The 17,278-nt window shown below is 67.7% G+C and carries 17 protein-coding genes and 1 pseudogene; 12 read left to right on the forward strand and 6 right to left on the reverse strand.

The genetic code is table 11. The features are described 5' to 3' along the window. Positions 1-68: 68 nt before the first annotated feature. On the reverse strand, positions 69-707 hold the full coding sequence (locus G6N38_RS14555) for an MBL fold metallo-hydrolase (RefSeq protein ID WP_163748580.1): 639 nt from the start codon (positions 705-707) through the stop codon (positions 69-71). A gap of 36 nt (positions 708-743) precedes the next feature. Between G6N38_RS14555 and G6N38_RS14560 the strand changes: the two genes are divergently transcribed. Genes G6N38_RS14560 through purQ form a run of 3 tightly spaced genes read left to right on the forward strand, consistent with a single transcriptional unit; the run spans position 744 to position 2,360 of the window. Then, positions 744-1,397, forward strand: coding sequence for an ATPase (locus tag G6N38_RS14560; RefSeq protein WP_163748582.1), 654 nt, complete (start codon positions 744-746; stop codon positions 1,395-1,397). A gap of 52 nt (positions 1,398-1,449) precedes the next feature. Continuing rightward, positions 1,450-1,689: a phosphoribosylformylglycinamidine synthase subunit PurS gene (gene purS, locus G6N38_RS14565; RefSeq protein WP_163748585.1), complete on the forward strand. Its 240-nt coding sequence runs from the start codon at positions 1,450-1,452 to the stop codon at positions 1,687-1,689. Continuing rightward, on the forward strand, positions 1,686-2,360 hold the full coding sequence (gene purQ / locus G6N38_RS14570; RefSeq protein WP_163748587.1) for a phosphoribosylformylglycinamidine synthase subunit PurQ: 675 nt from the start codon (positions 1,686-1,688) through the stop codon (positions 2,358-2,360). The genes purS and purQ overlap by 4 nt, the downstream gene beginning before the upstream one ends. A 59-nt stretch (positions 2,361-2,419) precedes the next feature. On the opposite strand, the gene G6N38_RS14575 is transcribed toward purQ, so the two are convergent. Both G6N38_RS14575 and G6N38_RS14580 read right to left on the reverse strand, forming a co-directional pair. Next, a complete protein-coding gene (locus G6N38_RS14575; protein WP_163748589.1) occupies positions 2,420-3,217 on the reverse strand; it encodes a family 1 encapsulin nanocompartment shell protein in 798 nt (265 codons plus the stop codon). Then, a complete protein-coding gene (locus tag G6N38_RS14580) occupies positions 3,217-4,239 on the reverse strand; it encodes a Dyp-type peroxidase (protein ID WP_163752016.1) in 1,023 nt (340 codons plus the stop codon). The genes G6N38_RS14575 and G6N38_RS14580 overlap by 1 nt, the downstream gene beginning before the upstream one ends. A gap of 42 nt (positions 4,240-4,281) precedes the next feature. On the opposite strand from G6N38_RS14580, the gene G6N38_RS14585 reads away from it, so the two are divergent. From G6N38_RS14585 to G6N38_RS14610, 6 genes are all read left to right on the forward strand, one after another. Then, on the forward strand, positions 4,282-5,571 hold the full coding sequence (locus tag G6N38_RS14585) for a M18 family aminopeptidase (RefSeq protein ID WP_163748591.1): 1,290 nt from the start codon (positions 4,282-4,284) through the stop codon (positions 5,569-5,571). A gap of 69 nt (positions 5,572-5,640) precedes the next feature. Next, positions 5,641-6,936, forward strand: coding sequence for a cytochrome P450 (locus tag G6N38_RS14590; RefSeq protein WP_163748593.1), 1,296 nt, complete (start codon positions 5,641-5,643; stop codon positions 6,934-6,936). Positions 6,937-7,099: 163 nt separating this feature from the next. Then, complete coding sequence (purL, locus tag G6N38_RS14595) at positions 7,100-9,397, forward strand: phosphoribosylformylglycinamidine synthase subunit PurL (protein ID WP_163748595.1); 2,298 nt, start codon at positions 7,100-7,102, stop codon at positions 9,395-9,397. Next, complete coding sequence (locus tag G6N38_RS14600; protein ID WP_163748596.1) at positions 9,394-11,178, forward strand: alpha/beta hydrolase; 1,785 nt, start codon at positions 9,394-9,396, stop codon at positions 11,176-11,178. The genes purL and G6N38_RS14600 overlap by 4 nt, the downstream gene beginning before the upstream one ends. Then, complete coding sequence (locus tag G6N38_RS14605; RefSeq protein WP_246227926.1) at positions 11,175-11,732, forward strand: Rv0804 family intramembrane glutamic endopeptidase; 558 nt, start codon at positions 11,175-11,177, stop codon at positions 11,730-11,732. The genes G6N38_RS14600 and G6N38_RS14605 overlap by 4 nt, the downstream gene beginning before the upstream one ends. Before the next feature lie 146 nt (positions 11,733-11,878). After that, on the forward strand, positions 11,879-12,607 hold the full coding sequence (locus tag G6N38_RS14610) for a sulfite exporter TauE/SafE family protein (protein ID WP_163748598.1): 729 nt from the start codon (positions 11,879-11,881) through the stop codon (positions 12,605-12,607). 8 nt (positions 12,608-12,615) lie between these two features. On the opposite strand, the gene G6N38_RS14615 is transcribed toward G6N38_RS14610, so the two are convergent. Next, on the reverse strand, positions 12,616-13,026 hold the full coding sequence (locus G6N38_RS14615; protein ID WP_163748600.1) for a PPOX class F420-dependent oxidoreductase: 411 nt from the start codon (positions 13,024-13,026) through the stop codon (positions 12,616-12,618). A gap of 69 nt (positions 13,027-13,095) precedes the next feature. Here G6N38_RS14615 and G6N38_RS14620 point away from each other — a divergent pair, with 69 nt between their 5' ends. Both G6N38_RS14620 and purF read left to right on the forward strand, forming a co-directional pair. Next, on the forward strand, positions 13,096-13,488 hold the full coding sequence (locus G6N38_RS14620; RefSeq protein ID WP_163748602.1) for a sterol carrier family protein: 393 nt from the start codon (positions 13,096-13,098) through the stop codon (positions 13,486-13,488). A 40-nt stretch (positions 13,489-13,528) separates the two neighbouring features. Next, on the forward strand, positions 13,529-15,112 hold the full coding sequence (purF, locus tag G6N38_RS14625; protein WP_246227928.1) for an amidophosphoribosyltransferase: 1,584 nt from the start codon (positions 13,529-13,531) through the stop codon (positions 15,110-15,112). Positions 15,113-15,140: 28 nt separating this feature from the next. On the opposite strand, the pseudogene G6N38_RS14630 reads toward purF, so the two are convergent. Next, positions 15,141-16,124: pseudogene (locus G6N38_RS14630) on the reverse strand (NAD(P)H-binding protein); the annotation flags it as partial. 57 nt (positions 16,125-16,181) lie between these two features. Then, positions 16,182-16,613 carry a cupin domain-containing protein gene (locus tag G6N38_RS14635; protein WP_163748606.1) on the reverse strand — a complete coding sequence of 144 codons (432 nt, stop codon included), beginning with the start codon at positions 16,611-16,613 and terminating at the stop codon, positions 16,182-16,184. Between the two features lie 29 nt (positions 16,614-16,642). Between G6N38_RS14635 and G6N38_RS14640 the strand changes: the two genes are divergently transcribed. Continuing rightward, complete coding sequence (locus G6N38_RS14640) at positions 16,643-17,260, forward strand: DUF2461 domain-containing protein (RefSeq protein WP_163748608.1); 618 nt, start codon at positions 16,643-16,645, stop codon at positions 17,258-17,260. Positions 17,261-17,278: the final 18 nt, after the last annotated feature.

Raw genomic sequence — 17,278 nt, forward strand, 5'->3', positions numbered from 1 at the left:
ACGTCGTAGAGAGGGTCGCCGCCGTGGGGTGACCGTCGATGATGAATTCGCCTGTCTGCCTTGCGACCTCAGAACCGGAACGAGTTCTCCTCCGGCAATACCCGGAAGTCGGTGTCGGTCATTTCGGTGAGCCGACCGTAATAGATCCCCCGAGCCTCCGGAGCCACTATGCCCTGATGAATCGGGACCGCATGCGCCGGCGCCACCGCCCGCAGGTAGTCGACCGCCTCGGAGATCCGCATCCAGGGCGCGGCCGCCGGGGCGGCCAGCACGTCCACCGGTTCGCCCGGCACGAACAACGCGTCGCCGGGATGCATGAGCCGGGCGGGGTGGTCGTCGTCGCCGACCAGATACGAGATGTTGTCGATCACCGGGATCTCGGGATGGATGACGGCGTGGCGGCCGCCGACCCCGCGAATCGTCAGCCCGGCGACGTTCAATGCGTCGCCGACGTGCACCGCGCGCCAGGGCTCACCGAGTTCGGCCGCGGTCGCCGGATCGGCGTACAGCACCGCGTTCGGGTTGGCCTCGACCAGCGCGGGCAGCCGCTCCCGGTCGGCGTGGTCTGGGTGTTGATGGGTGATCAGGATCGCCGACAGGCCGGTCACGCCCTCGAAACCGTGGGAGAAGTTTCCCGGGTCGAACAACAGCGTGGCGCCGTCGAACTCGGCGAGAAGGCAGGAATGCCCGAAATGCGTCAGTTCCATGTTTACGATTGTGCGCGCAGGGGGAGGCGGCAAAACGTGCGGTGGCTCGTCGCAGTGACGCTGGTGGCCTGCGGGCTCGCCGTCGCGCCGCCTGCTGCCGCCGACCCTGGCCTGTGCCCGCCCAATTGTGACCGCATCCCCGACGCGGCGTGGATCGCGCCGTGGGCGATGCCGCTCAACGCCCGCTATACCTGGCCGCGCCTGGGCGGTGTGGCGGTGACCGCTACCGCGCCCCGGTTCCGGTTCGAGGAATTGTGCGGTACGCCGCCGATGGCCCAGGATCCGCGCGCCTACGCCGTGGCTGAACGGGCAACCGTGGTCAACCCCGATGGCCAGTGGCAGCTGCAGGCGACGGTGATGCACTGGCGGGGAGAGACCTGGCGGGGCGGCCAACTCGTCGACGACGTCTTCCACCACGCGGTCGCCGCTTTACGGTCCTGCCAGCGCACCAATCCGCTGGCCTCCCCCTCGCTGACCATCGACCAGCAGGACCGGATGGCCGCGGTGGTCAGCGGACCGGTGATCCTGCACCAGTACGTGGTGGCCAGCCCCGCCAACAGCACGGTCACTGAGCTGGCGCTGTGGTCGACCGCACCGCCACTGACCGCGTGGCCGACGGCCGCCGACGAAACCGTGCTCGACGCACTCGGCGCGCCGCTGTGCACCGCCTATATCGGGTCGTGCCCATGAGCCGCCGGTAGAGTTACCACCGCAACATTCCCCGACGTCAGCAGGAGAGCCCGTGGCCCGTGTGGTGGTCAACGTGATGCCCAAAGCCGAGATTCTCGATCCCCAGGGTCAGGCGATCGTCGGTGCCCTGGGCCGGCTGGGACATGCCGGTATCTCAGATGTCCGGCAGGGCAAGCGATTCGAACTCGAAGTCGACGACTCGGTCAGCGATTCCGAACTCGCCGAAATCGCCGAGTCGCTGCTGGCCAACACCGTCATCGAGGACTGGTCGGTCACCCGGGAGCCGTCGTGAGCGCACGGATCGGGGTCATCACCTTCCCGGGCACGCTCGACGACGTCGATGCCGCCCGCGCGGTGCGACTGGCCGGTGCCGAGGCGGTCAGCCTCTGGCACGGTGACGCCGACCTCAAGGGCGTCGACGCGGTGGTGGTGCCGGGTGGTTTCTCCTACGGCGACTACCTGCGCTGCGGTGCGATCGCGAAGTTCGCACCCGTCATGGGTGAGGTGATCACCGCGGCCAAGGCCGGCCTGCCGGTGCTGGGTATCTGCAACGGATTCCAGGTGCTGTGCGAGGCCGGGCTGCTGCCCGGTGCGCTGACCCGCAACGCCGGCCTGCACTTCATCTGCCGCGACGTATGGCTGACCGTGGACTCGATCACCAGCGCCTGGAGCTCGCGCTACGAGTCGGGCGCCGAGCTGCTGGTGCCGCTGAAATCCGGTGAGGGCCGCTATGTGGCCAGCGAAGCCGTGCTCGACGAACTCGAGGGCGAGGGCCGGGTGGTGTTCCGCTACGCCGACAACCCCAACGGCTCGATGCGCGATATCGCCGGCGTCAGCTCGGCCAACGGCCGGGTCGTCGGGCTGATGCCGCACCCCGAGCACGCCACCGAAGCGCTGACCGGCCCGTCCGACGACGGGCTCGGCCTGTTCTACTCCGCACTCGACGCGGTGCTGGCCGCCTAACGCGATTTCGGCGCGAAAACCGTCGCCAGGCGAACGGCAGCGCGCCGAAACCGCATCGGTTAGGTGGTCAGCGCGACCGACGCCTCGGCGGTGTAGCAGAGGAACGTCAGCGTCTCCTGCAGGTACAGCTGCACGGAATCGGCATCGTGGCTCAAGTACCCGATCGCGACATCGGTGCCCAGCTGAAGGTCGAAATCGCCACCGCGGGTGCTCAGCAAGAACGCCCCGTCGATAGCGGGCGCCCAGATGATCTCGCCATCCACCAGCCGGTTGAGGTGCTCCCGCAGCGGATAACCGTTCTCTGTGGTCTCGCTGACCTTGGTGTAGGCATCGGCCGACAGCAGCACCGAATACGGACCGTCCACACCGGCCAGCCGCAGCTCCGAGAGCGCCTGGGCGAACACGTCGGGATACTCGCGGGCATCCTCGGGCAGCGCCAGCGCCGGGTTGGAGCTGCAGCTGCGGATTCCGTCGATCGATGCGGCCGCGTAACCCTCGAAGATCGCGCGATCCTCGATGAACGCCAGCTTCTTGGCGGCGTCCTTGACCGGATCCCAGTCGGAATCCTGGGCGCCGCGCTCCACGTCGTCGATCGCGGTGCGGGACACGGTGAACGGCACCCGCAGCCGCACCAGCGGCTTGGACTCCCGAATGTGGGCCACCACACCGTCGGCGGGCGCGGGCACGTCGCGCAGATGGCCGGTGCTGATCGCGGCCGTCACCGGCCCGCCCGGCTCGCTGACGTCGACGACGCGACGGCCCGCGATGTGCCGCTTGAACGTCCGGGTTGCCTCCAGTTCGATTTCGCCCCAAGCGGATTCGGTGATCGGAGCGAGCTCGCGGTAGAGGTTGTTCATCAGGACTGTCCTTTCAGGCTGCCGATCGCCAATGAGCCGTCGGAGGTGGTGGCTGGTGCCGGGGGAGCCGCCTCGGTCTCGCCGAAGCCCGGCCTCGGGGGCGGATTGTTCAGGAAATCGACGATGGGGGTGAAGAACATCGTGCCGGTGAGGGCGGTGGAGAAGTCCAGGATGCGGTCGGTGTTGCCCGGCGGGTCGCCGATGAACATGTTCTCCAACATCCTCTCGGTCACGTCGGGCGACCGCGAGTAGCCGATGTAATACGTGCCGTACTCACCCGTGCCGACCTCACCGAACGGCATGTTGGCCCGCACGATCTTGAGCTCATTGCCGTCGGCGTCCTCGATCACGTTGAGCGCGATGTGCGAGTTGGACGGTTTCACATCGTCGGCCATCTCGATGTCCTCGAGCTTGCTGCGGCCGATGGCGTTCTCCTGCTCGGTCACCGACAGCGACTCCCAGGATGGCATGTCATGAACGTACTTCTGCACGTGGACGTAGCAACCACCGGCGAATTCCGGGTCCTCGTCGCCGATCTCGGTGGAGCTGGCGGCCTGCGGGCCGTCCGGATTCTCGGTGCCGTCGACGAAGCCGAGCAGATCGCGGTTGTCGAAAAACTTGAAGCCGTGCACCTCGTCGACGATCGTGATCGCGCCGGCCATCGCCTTGGCCACCCGGCCGGCCAGCTCGAAGCAGACGTCGAGGGTCTCCGCGCGGATGTGGAACAGCAGGTCACCCGGCGTGGACGGGGCGTGATGGCGGGCGCCACGCAGCTCGACGAACGGGTGTAAATCCTTGGGGCGCGGCCCGGCGAACAACCGATCCCACGCGTCGGACCCGATCGAGGTCACCATCGACAGATTTTTCAACGGATCACGGAACCCGATTGCCCGGACCAGGCCGCCCAGATCGGGCAACGCGTCGTGCACGGCGGCCTCGCCGCCTTCGTTGATGGTGGCCACCAAAAAGATCGCGGCAGGTGTCAGGGGAGCCAGTACCGGTTGGGGTAGCGGGGAGGGCACCATCTGACCCTAACGAAAATGATGTCGGCGATGATGGTGAACATGTCCACAGGTGCCAGTGCGCACGGGTTGTGCGAGTTCATCGACGCGTCGCCGTCACCCTTCCACGTCTGTCACACGGTGGCACAGCGCCTGCAGGCCGCCGGGTACACCGAGCTGGCCGAGACCGATCGGTGGCCGGCCGAGGCCGGTCGGTACTTCACGGTGCGGGCCGGCTCGCTGGTCGCTTGGAATAACTCTGAGCACTCGAGCGCCGGCAATCCTCATCGGCCGTTCCGCATCATCGGCGGTCACACCGACAGCCCCAACCTGCGCGTCAAGCAGCATCCGGACCGGGTGGTGGCCGGCTGGCAGGTCGTCGCGCTGGAACCCTACGGCGGGGCGTGGCTCAACTCCTGGCTGGATCGCGACCTCGGGATCAGCGGCCGCCTCTCGGTGCGCGACCCCGCTGCCGTCGGTGGCGTATCGCACCGGCTGGTGCGCATCGACGAGCCGATCTTGCGGGTGCCGCAGCTGGCCATCCACCTCGCCGAGGACCGTGCGGCGGTCAAGCTCGATCCCCAGCGTCACGTCAATGCCGTGTGGGGTCTAGGTACCGAACCCCGAGCATTCCTCAGCTACGCCGCCGAGTGGGCCGGAGTGCCCGCGGCCGACCTGCTGTCCGCCGATCTGATGACCCACGACCTGACCCCGTCCGCGCTCACCGGCGTCGACGATCAATTCGTCAGCGCTCCCAGACTGGACAACCAGGGCACCTGCTACGCCGGGCTGGAGGCGTTCCTGGCCGCCGAACCGCGCGCCTACCTGCCGGTGCTGGCCCTGTTCGACCATGAGGAAGTCGGCTCGACCTCCGATCACGGCGCACAGTCGGATCTGCTGCTGACGACGCTGGAGCGCATCGTCCTCGCCGACGGCGGCGACCGGGAGGACTTCCTGCGGTTGCTGACGGCGTCGATGGTGGCCTCCGGCGATATGGCCCACGCCACGCACCCGAACTATCCCGACCGTCACGAACCCGGACACCTGATCGCCGTCAACTCCGGGCCGGTGCTCAAGGTACAGCCGAATCTGCGCTATGCCACCGACGGCCGGACCGCGGCGGCCTTCGAACTGGCCTGCCGGCAGGCGGGCGTGCCGCTACAACGGTATGAGCACCGCGCCGATCTGCCGTGCGGCTCGACCATCGGGCCGATGACCTCGGCGCGCACCGGTATCCCCACCGTGGACGTCGGCGCCGCCCAGCTGGCCATGCACTCCGCCCGCGAGCTGATGGGTGCGGCCGACGTCAGTGCGTATGCGGCTGCGCTGCAAGCATTTCTGTCACCGTCCTAAGTGGCCTCGTTCATCAACTAGACGCTTTCCGGACGGCCGCGAAACGTCGCCGCCGCCTATCATCCGCCGGTGCCGACAACCGCGTTGCCGCCCGCTCCGCCGCTTCCTCGGGCACTGCAAGCCGCAATCGCGGTGGCCGACCGCAGGACCGCCCTGCACATCGTGCGGCGCCGCTACGGCTCGGCGTTCACCCTCAATCTGCCCATCTTTGGCCGTGTCGTCGTGCTCAGCGACCCGGGCCAGATCCGCCAGCTGTTCAGGGCAGGCACCGATGTCGCCGACACGACCGACGCCAATCTCGGCCGTGTCATGGGCCCCAATTCGATGTTCGCGCTGGCGGGTCCGCGCCATCGCGCGCACCGCAAGCTGCTGACACCGCCGTTCAACGGGCGGCGGCTGGGCGCCTATGAGGCCATCGTCGAACGCGAAGCCGTCGCCGAATTCGGTGCCTGGCCCGCCGACCGCATATTCGCGGTGTTGCCGTCGATGATGCGCATCACCCTGAACGTCATCCTGCGGGCGGTGTTCGGGGCGGACGGCGAGGAGTTCACTCGGTTACGAGAAATGCTGCCGCGGGCGATCCAACTCGGGTCCAAGCTATCGCTCATCCCTGTGCCCCAATGGGATTGGGGACGCTGGAGCCCCTGGGGGCGATTCGGCATCTACCGTCGTGAGTACGACGAGATCGTCGACCGGCTGATCGAGAAGGCACTGGCCGATCCCGATCTGGAATCCCGCGACGACGTGTTGGCGCTGATGCTGGGCAGCCGCTACGAAAACGGTTCGCCGATGACCCGGGCCGAGATCGCCGACGAACTGATCACGTTGCTCGCGGCCGGTCATGAGACGACCGCCACCACGCTGGCCTGGGCGGTGGAGCGGCTACAGCGACACCCGGCGGTACTGGGCCGCCTGGTCGCTGACCTCGACGCAGGATCGGACGCGCTACTCAATGCCACCATCCTTGAGGTCCAGCGCGCCCGCCCGGTGATCGACGTGACCTTTCGGCAGGTGACCGCACCGGCGCTGACCCTTGGCCCGTGGACCATTCCGCAGGGGCTGACGATCGTGGCGAGCATCGGGCTCGTACACGCCGATGAAGCCGTCTTCCCCGACGCCGGCCGGTTCGATCCCGATCGGTTCCTGTCCCGGTCGCCCGACCCGGCCGAGTGGATTCCCTACGGCGGCGGCATCCGCCGCTGTATCGGCGCCGCGTTCGCGAACATGGAGATGCGGGTGGTCCTGCGGACCCTGCTGCGCGATCACACGATCAGCCCGTCGGATGCGCGCGGGGAAAAGCAGATGTCCCGAGGAGTGGCTATCGCGCCCGCCAAGGGTGCACTGGTCGCCGTCAGGCCTCGGTAAGCCAGGCACGGCCGCCCGGACGCATGCCCGCTGAAGGGCGGCCGAGAAGAGTGCTGTTGGTGATGGTGCCGGTGGTACTCAGCGACGCCGTGGTGTACGGCCTCCGCGCGTTCAGAAGCGCGACGGAGCAGCACACCGGAGCCGCGCCACTAGACTGTTTGGCGTGACATCTGGGCTCACTGGAGCTGTCGACACTGTCGACCATGCGACGACCACCCCCGAACACCCGCAGCCGTATCGCGAACTCGGCCTCAAAGACGACGAATATCAGCGGATCCGGGACATTCTCGGCCGCAGACCCACCGACGCCGAGCTGGCGATGTACTCGGTGATGTGGAGCGAACACTGCTCCTACAAATCGTCCAAGGTGCACCTGCGCTACTTCGGCGAGACCACCACCGACGAGATGCGCAAGGCGATGCTGGCCGGCATCGGCGAGAACGCCGGCGTGGTCGACATCGGCGACGGCTGGGCCGTGACATTCAAGGTCGAGTCGCACAACCACCCGTCCTACGTCGAGCCCTACCAAGGCGCGGCCACCGGTGTCGGTGGCATCGTTCGCGACATCATGGCGATGGGTGCGCGGCCGGTGGCGGTCATGGACCAGCTGCGCTTCGGTGCGGCCGACGCCCCCGACACCCGCCGGGTGCTCGACGGCGTGGTCCGCGGCATCGGCGGTTATGGCAACTCTCTCGGCCTGCCCAATATCGGTGGCGAGACCATCTTCGACCCGTCCTATGCGGGCAATCCTCTGGTCAACGCGCTGTGTGTGGGGGTGCTGCGCAAGGAGGACCTGCACCTGGCGTTCGCCTCCGGGACCGGCAACAAGATCATCCTGTTCGGCGCGCGCACCGGTCTGGACGGCATCGGCGGGGTGTCGGTGCTGGCCAGCGACACTTTCGGCGGTGACGAGGGATCCGGGCCGGGCCGCAAGAAACTGCCCAGCGTGCAGGTCGGCGACCCGTTCATGGAGAAGGTGCTCATCGAGTGCTGTCTCGAGCTGTACGCCGCCGGTCTGGTGATCGGCATTCAGGACCTCGGTGGTGCCGGATTATCGTGCGCCACTTCGGAGTTGGCGTCCGCCGGGGACGGCGGCATGGCCATCGAACTGGACAAGGTGCCGCAGCGGGCGGCCAATATGACCCCGGCCGAGATCCTGTCCAGCGAGTCGCAGGAACGTATGTGCGCGGTGGTGTCCCCGGACAACGTCGATGCGTTCATGGCGGTCTGCCGCAAGTGGGAGGTGCTGGCGACGGTGATCGGTGAGGTCACCGACGGCGACCGGCTCCAGATCACCTGGCACGGCGAGACCGTCGTCGACGTGCCGCCCCGCACCGTCGCCCATGAGGGCCCGGTCTATCAGCGGCCGGTGGCTCGCCCGGATTGGCAGGACGCGCTGATCGCCGACACCTCAGCCGCACTGCCACGGCCATCGACCGGTGCCGAGCTGCGCGCGACTTTGCTTGCGCTGATCGGCAGCCCGCATCTATGCAGCCGGGGGTTCATCACCGAGCAGTACGACCGCTACGTGCGCGGCAACACGGTCCTTGCCGAGCATGCCGACGGCGGCGTGCTGCGCATCGACGAAGCCACCGGCCGCGGCATCGCGCTGTCCACGGACGCCTCGGGCCGCTACACCCAACTCGACCCCTACACCGGCGCGCAGCTGGCGCTGGCCGAGGCCTACCGCAATGTGGCGGTCACCGGCGCTACCCCGATCGCGGTGACCAACTGCCTGAACTTCGGCTCGCCCGAAGATCCCGGCGTGATGTGGCAGTTCTCCCAGGCGGTCCGTGGTCTCGCCGATGGCTGTGCGGCCCTGGGGATTCCGGTCACCGGCGGCAACGTCAGCTTCTACAACCAGACCGGGGCGACGGCGATTCTGCCGACGCCAGTGGTGGGTGTGCTCGGCGTTATCGACGATGTCAGCCGGCGCATTCCCACCGGGTTGGGCAACGAGCCGGGGGAGACGCTGTTTCTGCTCGGTGACACCCGCGATGAGTTCGACGGCTCGATCTGGGCGCAGGTCACCGCCGATCACCTTGGGGGCGTGCCACCGACGGTCGATCTGGCCCGCGAGAAGCTGTTGGCCGAGGTGCTGGCCGCAGCGTCCCGCGACGGTCTGGCATCGGCAGCCCACGATCTGAGCGAAGGCGGCCTCATCCAGGCGGTGATCGAGGCGGCCCTGGCCGGTGAAACCGGTTGTCGCATCGTCCTTCCCGAACAGGCCGACCCCTTCGTCGCACTGTTCTCGGAATCAGCAGGGCGCGCGCTGGTCGCCGTACCGCGCACCGAGGAGAGCCGTTTCACGGCGATGTGCGAAGCCCGCGGACTGCCGGCAACACGCATCGGGGTGTCCGACCCTGGTTCGGATTCCGTTGAGGTCCAAGGCCTGTTCACGGTGACTCTCGAAGAGTTGCGCACCACCTCGGAGAAAGTGCTGCCCGGGCTCTTCGGATGACCAGCGCGGTCGACGACGTCACCGGTGAGGCCAAGGCCCCGCCGACGCGTCGGCGTCACCGCGAATCGCTGATCGAATGGGCGTGGAGCCTGGTCCGGCTGGACTTCGCCGGCGTGGCTTTCGGCGCGCTGTTCTTCTGCCTGTCGCTGACCCCGTCACTGACACCGCGCGACTGGGTGCTGGCCGGGGTGATCGGTGGCATCAACGCCGCCATCGGCTACGGCATCGGCGTGTTGGTGGGCTGGCTGGTCCGCCGGCTGTTCCTCGTCCACCGGCCGTGGTGGCCACTCGGGACCAGGGTTGCCTCCCTGCTGAAGACCGCGACGGTCATGCTGTCGATCGGTGCCAGCCTGCTGATGCTCGTGCCGGCGGCTGCCTGGCAGCGCCAGATCTCGACGGTGATGGGGATCGAGGGTCTGTCCACGCTGGTCTACCTGCGCACCCTGGTCGTCGCACTGATCGCCGGCGGCCTGTTGGTCGGCCTGGCGCGGGTGATCAAGGATGCCATCAAGTTCCTGGCCCGCGTGATGATCCGGCGCTGGAACCTCAACGACGAGGTGGCGATGTTCATCGGCACCGCGATCGTGGTGGTGCTGATCATCACCCTCGTGAACGGCGTGCTCTACCGCGGCTTCATCGCCGGCGCCAGTGCGATGTTCCAGCCCGTGAACGACACCACCCGACCCGGTATCGAACAACCTGTCCAGCCCGAAAGATCAGGCAGCAGCGCGTCATTTGCGGACTGGGATACCTTGGGGTTTCAAGGCCGCAACTTCGTGGCCACTGGTCCGCACGCACCCGAGCTGACCGAACTGAACGGGCGGCCGGCCAAGGAACCCATCCGCATCTATGCCGGCCTGCAAACCGCGGACACCCTCGAGGGCCAGGTCGCCGTTCTGCTCTCGGAACTGCAGCGCACCAAGGCTTTTGAGCGCAAGGTGCTGGTGATCATCCCCACCACCGGCACCGGCTGGGTCGATCCGGTGGCCGCGCGTTCGATCGAGTCGATGTACAACGGCGACACCGCGCTGGTGGCCATGCAGTACTCGTACCTGCCGAGCTGGATCTCGTTTTTGGCCGATCAGGAGAAGTCGGTGCAGGCGGGCAAGGCGATGATCGACGGGATCCACCAACGGTGGCTGCAATGGCCCGAGAACAGTCGGCCCAAGCTGGTGCTCTACGGCGAGAGCCTGGGCTCGTTGGCCGGCCAGGGTGCGTTCGGCTACCTGCCCGACGTCGACGCCTTGGGGTTCTCCTCGGTGCTCTGGGTGGGTCCGCCCAACGCCAGCAGCCTGTGGAAGGCCCTGACTGTCCGGCGCGACCCGGGCACCCCGGAGGTTCAGCCGTGGTACGACGCCGGACGCACCGTCCGGTTCGCTCAGGCGGCCAGCCCGGCCGAGATCGCCGGGGTCGCGGCGTCGCCGCCGTGGAAGGGCACCCGGGTGCTGTACCTACAGCACCCATCGGATCCGGTCGTGTGGTGGACGCCGGAGCTGATCTTCGGGCGGCCGGATTGGTTGAAGGAACCGCCGGGCTTCGACCGCAGCGCGGCCATGCGTTGGTACCCGATCGTCACGTTCTGGCAAGTCAGCGCCGATATGGCCGGCAATGTCACCAGTGCGCAAGCGTCACCGATCGGGCATGGCCACAATTACGGGGACAGCCAGCTCGACGGTTGGGTCGCGGTCGCCGCTCCGGATGGCTGGACTCCTGCGGACACCGAGCGGATCCGCGGTGCGCTGGAGAAGCTCGTCGCCGCCGGCGGTCCCGAATTCCAGTGATTACCAAGGATTCCGGTGCGCCGGGCGTGCGTGCGATCGTCAGTACCGCGTTGGCGGCCGCCGTCGGTGCGCCATTGGGCCTGCGGCCTCCGCAGCTGTGGACGGGACTGCGGACCGGCGCTGTGGCCGTCGGGTTGGTGGCCACGACCGTCGCGGCATTGACTGCGGTGCCCCGAGTGCGCGCCGGGATGGAGGCCCGCCACATCCCCGCGGATCCGGTCCGTTGGCTGGCGCTGGAGATTCCGATCGCCACGGCCTGGACCGAAGAGATGCTCTTTCGGGGCGTTCTTCAGACCGTCGCCGTGCGAGCGATGGGGCCGACCGCCGGCCCGCTGGTGCAGGCCGTCGCTTTCGGGCTCTGGCACATCCCAGACGCCAGGAGGGTCGGCGATCCGGTGCTCGGCACCGTGTTGGTGACGGGCGTGGCCGGCTGGGTGTTCGGCTGGCTGGCCCAGCAGTCGGGGAGCGTGCTTGCTCCGGTGCTGGCGCATACGGCGTTCAACGAGTCGGCCGCGGTGGCCGCCCTGCGGGTGCAGCGCCGGTCGGTACGGTGAAGGGGATAGCGCCTAGGGTTCCGGCATTTCTGTGCGTCTGGTCCGAGCGGCGCCACTGTGGTTCCCAACGGACTGCGGTCATCTGAACGGATAAAAGCCTGGAGGATCTCCGTCGGCGTGCCCCACGTCGGCGAGAAGGTCCTGCGATGGTGGCTCTCGTCTGTGTTTTCGTTCTCGCGCTCGGTGCCGGTGCGCTCGGCGGTCTGGTCGGCACCGGATCATCGCTGGTGCTGCTGCCGGTGCTGGTGGTGTTGTATGGGCCACGCGCTGCGGTCCCGATGATGGGCATCGCGGCGGTGCTGGCCAACGTCGGACGAGTCGTCGCCTGGTGGTCGCGGATCAGGTGGCGACCGGTATTCGCTTACACGGCATCCGGTGCGCCGGCCGCCGCGCTGGGCGCACACACGCTGCTGACGATCTCCCCGAAGATCATCGACGGCTTCCTTGGCGTGTTCTTCCTGGTGATGATCCCGATCCGCCGAGCGATGGTGGCGCGGGCGTGGCGACTTCGGTTGTGGCACCTCGCCCTCGCCGGTGCGGTCGTCGGATTCTTGACGGGTGTGGTCTTGTCGACCGGACCGCTGAGCGTGCCGATCTTCACCGGATACGGGCTCAGCGGCGGCACCTTCCTGGGATCCGAAGCAGCCAGCGCGCTGGGGCTATACACGGCCAAACTCGCCACCTTCGGTCAAGCGGGCTCTCTGAAAACCGATCTCGTTGTCCGCGGGCTGGCGATCGGTGCAGCGTTGATGATCGGCCCGTTCCTGACTCGCCGATTCGTGCAACGACTCCAGGATCGCACCTACGCGCTACTCATCGACGCGGTGTTGGTGGCCGCCGGCTGCGGCATGTTCCTCGCGCTGGCCGGCGGCTGAGCCGGGTCCTAGTCGGCCGTCGTCGGCACGTCGCGGCTGTCGGGCACCAGGTCGTGCGGTTCGGTCTCGGTGTCGTCGATGCCGAAACTGATGATGCGCTTCGGGGTGATCCGGATGATGCCGTCACCGCTGGCCGCCTCAGCCTGTTCGGCGGTGCCGCGGATCTCCAGACAGCGCACCCGCCACGGGTCGCGCGAGGCGATGTCGTCGACGACGAACGCGACGGTGTTGTTGGTGGCGAGATTGCGGAACTTTCGGCTCTTCGACATGTTGTAGCCGACGACGTCGATGGTGCCGAGCGCCTCGTTGTAGGTGAAGCCGACGGGGCTGTTCTGCACTGTGCCGTCCGGCTGGATGGTGGCCAGCCTGCCGAGATCCGCCGACTTCAGGTATTCGATTTCGTGCGGTTTGAAGGACATCTCGCCACGCTAGGACCTCAAGTTCGGTTGACGTCAAGAGCGCAGCCGCGCATTGCCATACTCGTGACCATGCCCGCTCGTCGCAATGCCGACCCTGAGGCCACTGTGGCTGCTGTGCGCGCCGTGGCGCCCTGGCTGCACGACGAGAACGCGGCTGCCCCCGACCGCGCCGCGATCGGGGTGGCGGTCCGGCTGACGGCGCGCACCCTGGCCGGACTCGCGCCGGGTGCCAGCGTGGAGGTCCGCATCCCACCTTTTGTTGCGGTGCAGTGCATCTCCGGTCCCCGACACACCCGCGGTACGCCACCCAACGTGGTCGAGACCGATCCACGGACGTGGCTTCTGCTGGTGACGGGCCTGCTCGGCATCGACGCGGCCGCCGATCGCGGGGCGCTGAGGCTGTCGGGATCGCGGGCCGGCGAGATCGCGGCGTGGCTTCCCCTGGTGACAATCGGCGAGTAGTCGGCCCGACACTCGGCGTTCAATTCCACGATTCCCGCCGATGCCCGTAAACTCAGTTACGTCACCGAACCCCCGCCAGGGAGCAGCCAATATCGTGACCGAAGAAGTCGAAAACCCACCTGCGGAAGAATGCGGCGTCTTCGGAGTCTGGGCTCCGGGCGAAGATGTTGCGAAACTCACTTATTACGGCCTCTATGCCCTGCAACACAGGGGCCAGGAGGCAGCCGGTATCGCCGTCGGCGACGGATCGCAGGTACTGGTGTTCAAGGATCTGGGCCTGGTCAGCCAGGTGTTCGACGAGCAGACGCTGGCTGCGATGGAAGGCCACGTCGCCATCGGGCACTGCCGCTACTCGACGACAGGCTCGACGACCTGGGAGAACGCCCAGCCAGTGTTCCGCAACACCGCGGCGGGCACCGGAGTCGCGTTGGGTCACAACGGAAATCTGGTCAACACCACCGACCTGGCTGCGCGGGCCCGGGACGCCGGGCTGATCAACCCGAACATGCCGGGTGCGGCGACCACCGACTCCGACATCCTCGGCGCCCTGCTAGCTCACGGCGCGGCGGACTCCAGCATCGAGCAGGCCGCCCTTGCGCTGCTGCCCACTGTGCGTGGCGCGTTCTGCCTGACCTTCATGGACGAGACCACGCTGTACGCCGCCCGCGACCCGTACGGGGTGCGACCGTTGTCACTGGGCCGGCTGGACCGCGGCTGGGTCGTGGCTTCCGAGACCGCCGCGCTCGACATCGTCGGCGCGTCCTTCGTCCGCGATATCGAGCCTGGTGAGCTGCTGGCGATCGATGCCGACGGCGTTCGTTCTACCCGGTTCGCCAATCCGACCCCCAAGGGCTGCATCTTCGAGTACGTCTACCTGGCCCGGCCCGACAGCACGCTGGTCGGTCGCTCCGTGCACGCCACCCGGGTGGACATCGGCCGCCGGCTGGCCCGGGAGAAGCCGGTCGAAGCCGACCTGGTGATCGGCGTGCCGGAATCCGGCACCCCCGCCGCGGTGGGCTACGCCCAAGAATCCGGTATCCCGTTCGGTCAGGGCCTGATGAAGAACGCCTACGTCGGGCGCACGTTCATCCAGCCGTCCCAAACGATTCGGCAACTGGGTATTCGCCTCAAGCTCAACCCGCTCAAAGAGGTGATCCGAGGCAAGCGACTCATCGTCGTCGACGACTCGATCGTGCGCGGCAACACCCAGCGCGCCCTGATCCGGATGCTGCGTGAAGCCGGCGCCGTCGAGGTGCACGTGCGCATCGCCTCACCGCCGGTGAAATGGCCCTGCTTCTACGGCATCGACTTCGCCACCCCCGCCGAACTCATCGCCAACGCGGTGGACGACGAGGGCGAGATGCTCGAAGCGGTGCGCCACGCGATCGGTGCCGACTCACTGGTCTACATCTCGCAGCAGGGCATGATCGCGGCGACCGAACAGCCGCCGACCCGGTTGTGCTGCGCCTGCTTCGACGGCAACTACCCGATCGAACTGCCGGGTGAGACCGCGCTCGGCAAGAACGTCGTTGAGCACATGCTGGCCACCGCCGCCCGCACCGGCCTCCCCATTCAGCCGGTGCAAGCCGACAACGCCAACGTCTCGGCCCTCAGCCGGCCCTAACCGTTCACCGTTGCGGCGGTCGTGTCGGGCCGGCCCAGTCCGGATCGCTCGGCAGTTGCGCGGCCTCGCCGGTGTCCCAGCTGGGCCGGAACGCGGCGCGGGCCAGTGCCGCCGAGACTGCCTGTCGGTACGGCGTGAGCCCCCCGGCTGGTGGCTTGATGATGGTGTCGATGTCGTGGTTGTTCATCACCGCGTCACAGTGCAGGGATTCGACCAGGGGCCGGGCCAGCCCGGACGGAATGGGCGTCACCAACCCCACCCACAGCGCGGCGATCCGGGGAGTCAGCACCGGCAGCACCAGGATGTGCCGGCGGGCCAGCCCGGCGACCTCGGCGTAGATCTTCATCATGTCGCCGTATTCCAGGACGTCCGGGCCGCCGACGTCCCAGGCACGCGATGTCGGCACCGGGGCGGTGGCAGCGGCGGCCAGGTAGTACAGCACGTCGCCGATGGCGATCGGCTGAATTTTGTTGTGCACCCATTTGGGCGTCGTCATCACCGGCAGCCGGTCGGTGAGGTGACGGATCATCTCGAAGGATGCCGAGCCGGAGCCCACCACGACGCCGGCTTGTAGTACGACCGTTTCGATGCCCGAGGCGATGAGAATCTCGCCCACCGTGGTGCGCGACGCGAGATGTGTTGACAGTTTGGCGCTTTCGGGATGTAGCCCGCTGAGGTAGACGATGCGCCGGACGCCCGCGCTTCGGGCGGCGGTCACGACGTTCTGCGCAGCGCGACGCTCCTCGGCGGCGAAATCCTCCGACGTGCCCATCGAGTGCACCAAGTAGTAGACGACGTCGACGCCGATGAAGGCATCGGAGAGCGAGCCGGCGTCGCCCAGATCGCCGCGGACGACCTCGATCCGGTCACGCCATGGCACTCCCGCCAGCTTGTCCGGCGTGCGCGCCAGCGCACGCACTGCAAAGCCGTCGTCCAGCAGGCGAGATACCAGACGGCTGCCAACGTATCCGGTGGCACCGGTCACCAGGCACCGAGTTCGCTGCACCGACATACATCCTCCGTTCGCCGGATCCGTGAATTCGGAGCCTATGACCGGAGGGATTGCCCGTTATTGGAAAGGGCAACCCGGATTGGGCATGTCCACGGCCAGCGGGCTGCCGGCCGGATCGATGTAGAGCACCCACATCACCAACGGGGTGGAACCTTCGTTGCGCCCCTCGTGCACGTAACCGGTGCCACTGCGTTCGGTGATGGCGTCGCCGGCGTTGTAGACGCCGTCCACCGAGCAGTCGCCGTCGTAGTGCGTCAGCGTGCCTTCCCTGATCACACTGAAGACCTGCCCGGGGTGGTAATGCCACCCGGTGGTTCCGCCCGGCGCGATGGTGATCTCCCGGCTGATGTAGTCCTTGCCGCCCCGCGTGGCCTGTGACATGACAACGCCCTCGACGCCTTCGCCGGGCGTGGCCGCGGCCGAACCGGACGCCATCAGCACCATGCCCAGTGCGACGGACGCGGCCAGCGACACTCTCAACGGTTTCATCGGGAGTCAGGGTGTCACACAATGTCCCCATGGCGTTTCGAGGCTGGCCGATCGAGGCCGTCGAGTTCTACGAGGGCCTGGAGGCCGACAACTCCAAGGTCTACTGGACCGAGCACAGAGGTGTCTACGACCGCAAGGTGAAGGCGCCGATGGAGGAGTTGCTTTCCGAACTGGCCGAGGAGTTCGGGGCAGGCAAGCTGTTCCGTCCTTACCGCGACGTGCGGTTCAGCGCCGATAAGGTGCCGTACAAAACGAACTGCGCGGCGATGGTCGGCTCCGGATACGTGTCGTTCTCGGCCGACGGACTCTCGGTGGGGAGCGGCCTATACATGCCTGATCCAGCCGCGCTGGCCCGCTACCGGGACGCCGTCGACGACGCGAAGTCCGGGGCCGAGCTCGCCGAAATCGTGGCGGCACTGCACCGGGGCGGCTACGACACCATGGCCCACGAGGTCCTCAAGACGGCGCCAAGGGGATATCCGAAGGATCATCCGCGCATCGAGCTGCTCCGGCACAAGGGCATCGCGATGATGAAGACCTGGCCCGTGGGCGCTTGGCTGGGCACGGCGAAGGCCAAGGACCGGGTGGTCACCGCCCTGCGGGCCGGGGCGCCGCTGCGCGAGTGGCTGACCCGCAACGTCGGCTGACGGTGGCCCGTTTCGGCG

The sequence above is a fragment of the Mycolicibacterium helvum genome (genome assembly GCF_010731895.1).
In the GTDB taxonomy this organism is placed as follows: Bacteria; Actinomycetota; Actinomycetes; order Mycobacteriales; family Mycobacteriaceae; genus Mycobacterium; species Mycobacterium helvum.

Bases quoted from the DNA above. Each gene is read 5' to 3' on its own strand.
- G6N38_RS14585 (WP_163748591.1), top strand. From the start codon at position 4,282: ATGTCCACAGGTGCCAGTGCGCACGGGTTGTGCGAGTTCATCGACGCG.
- G6N38_RS14600 (WP_163748596.1), top strand. From the start codon at position 9,394: ATGACCAGCGCGGTCGACGACGTCACCGGTGAGGCCAAGGCCCCGCCG.
- G6N38_RS14575 (WP_163748589.1), bottom strand. From the start codon at position 3,217: ATGAACAACCTCTACCGCGAGCTCGCTCCGATCACCGAATCCGCTTGG.
- purF (WP_246227928.1), top strand. From the start codon at position 13,529: ATGCCCGTAAACTCAGTTACGTCACCGAACCCCCGCCAGGGAGCAGCC.
- G6N38_RS14555 (WP_163748580.1), bottom strand. From the start codon at position 707: ATGGAACTGACGCATTTCGGGCATTCCTGCCTTCTCGCCGAGTTCGAC.
- G6N38_RS14620 (WP_163748602.1), top strand. From the start codon at position 13,096: ATGCCCGCTCGTCGCAATGCCGACCCTGAGGCCACTGTGGCTGCTGTG.
- G6N38_RS14615 (WP_163748600.1), bottom strand. From the start codon at position 13,026: ATGTCCTTCAAACCGCACGAAATCGAATACCTGAAGTCGGCGGATCTC.
- G6N38_RS14635 (WP_163748606.1), bottom strand. From the start codon at position 16,613: ATGAAACCGTTGAGAGTGTCGCTGGCCGCGTCCGTCGCACTGGGCATG.
- G6N38_RS14610 (WP_163748598.1), top strand. From the start codon at position 11,879: ATGGTGGCTCTCGTCTGTGTTTTCGTTCTCGCGCTCGGTGCCGGTGCG.
- G6N38_RS14640 (WP_163748608.1), top strand. From the start codon at position 16,643: ATGGCGTTTCGAGGCTGGCCGATCGAGGCCGTCGAGTTCTACGAGGGC.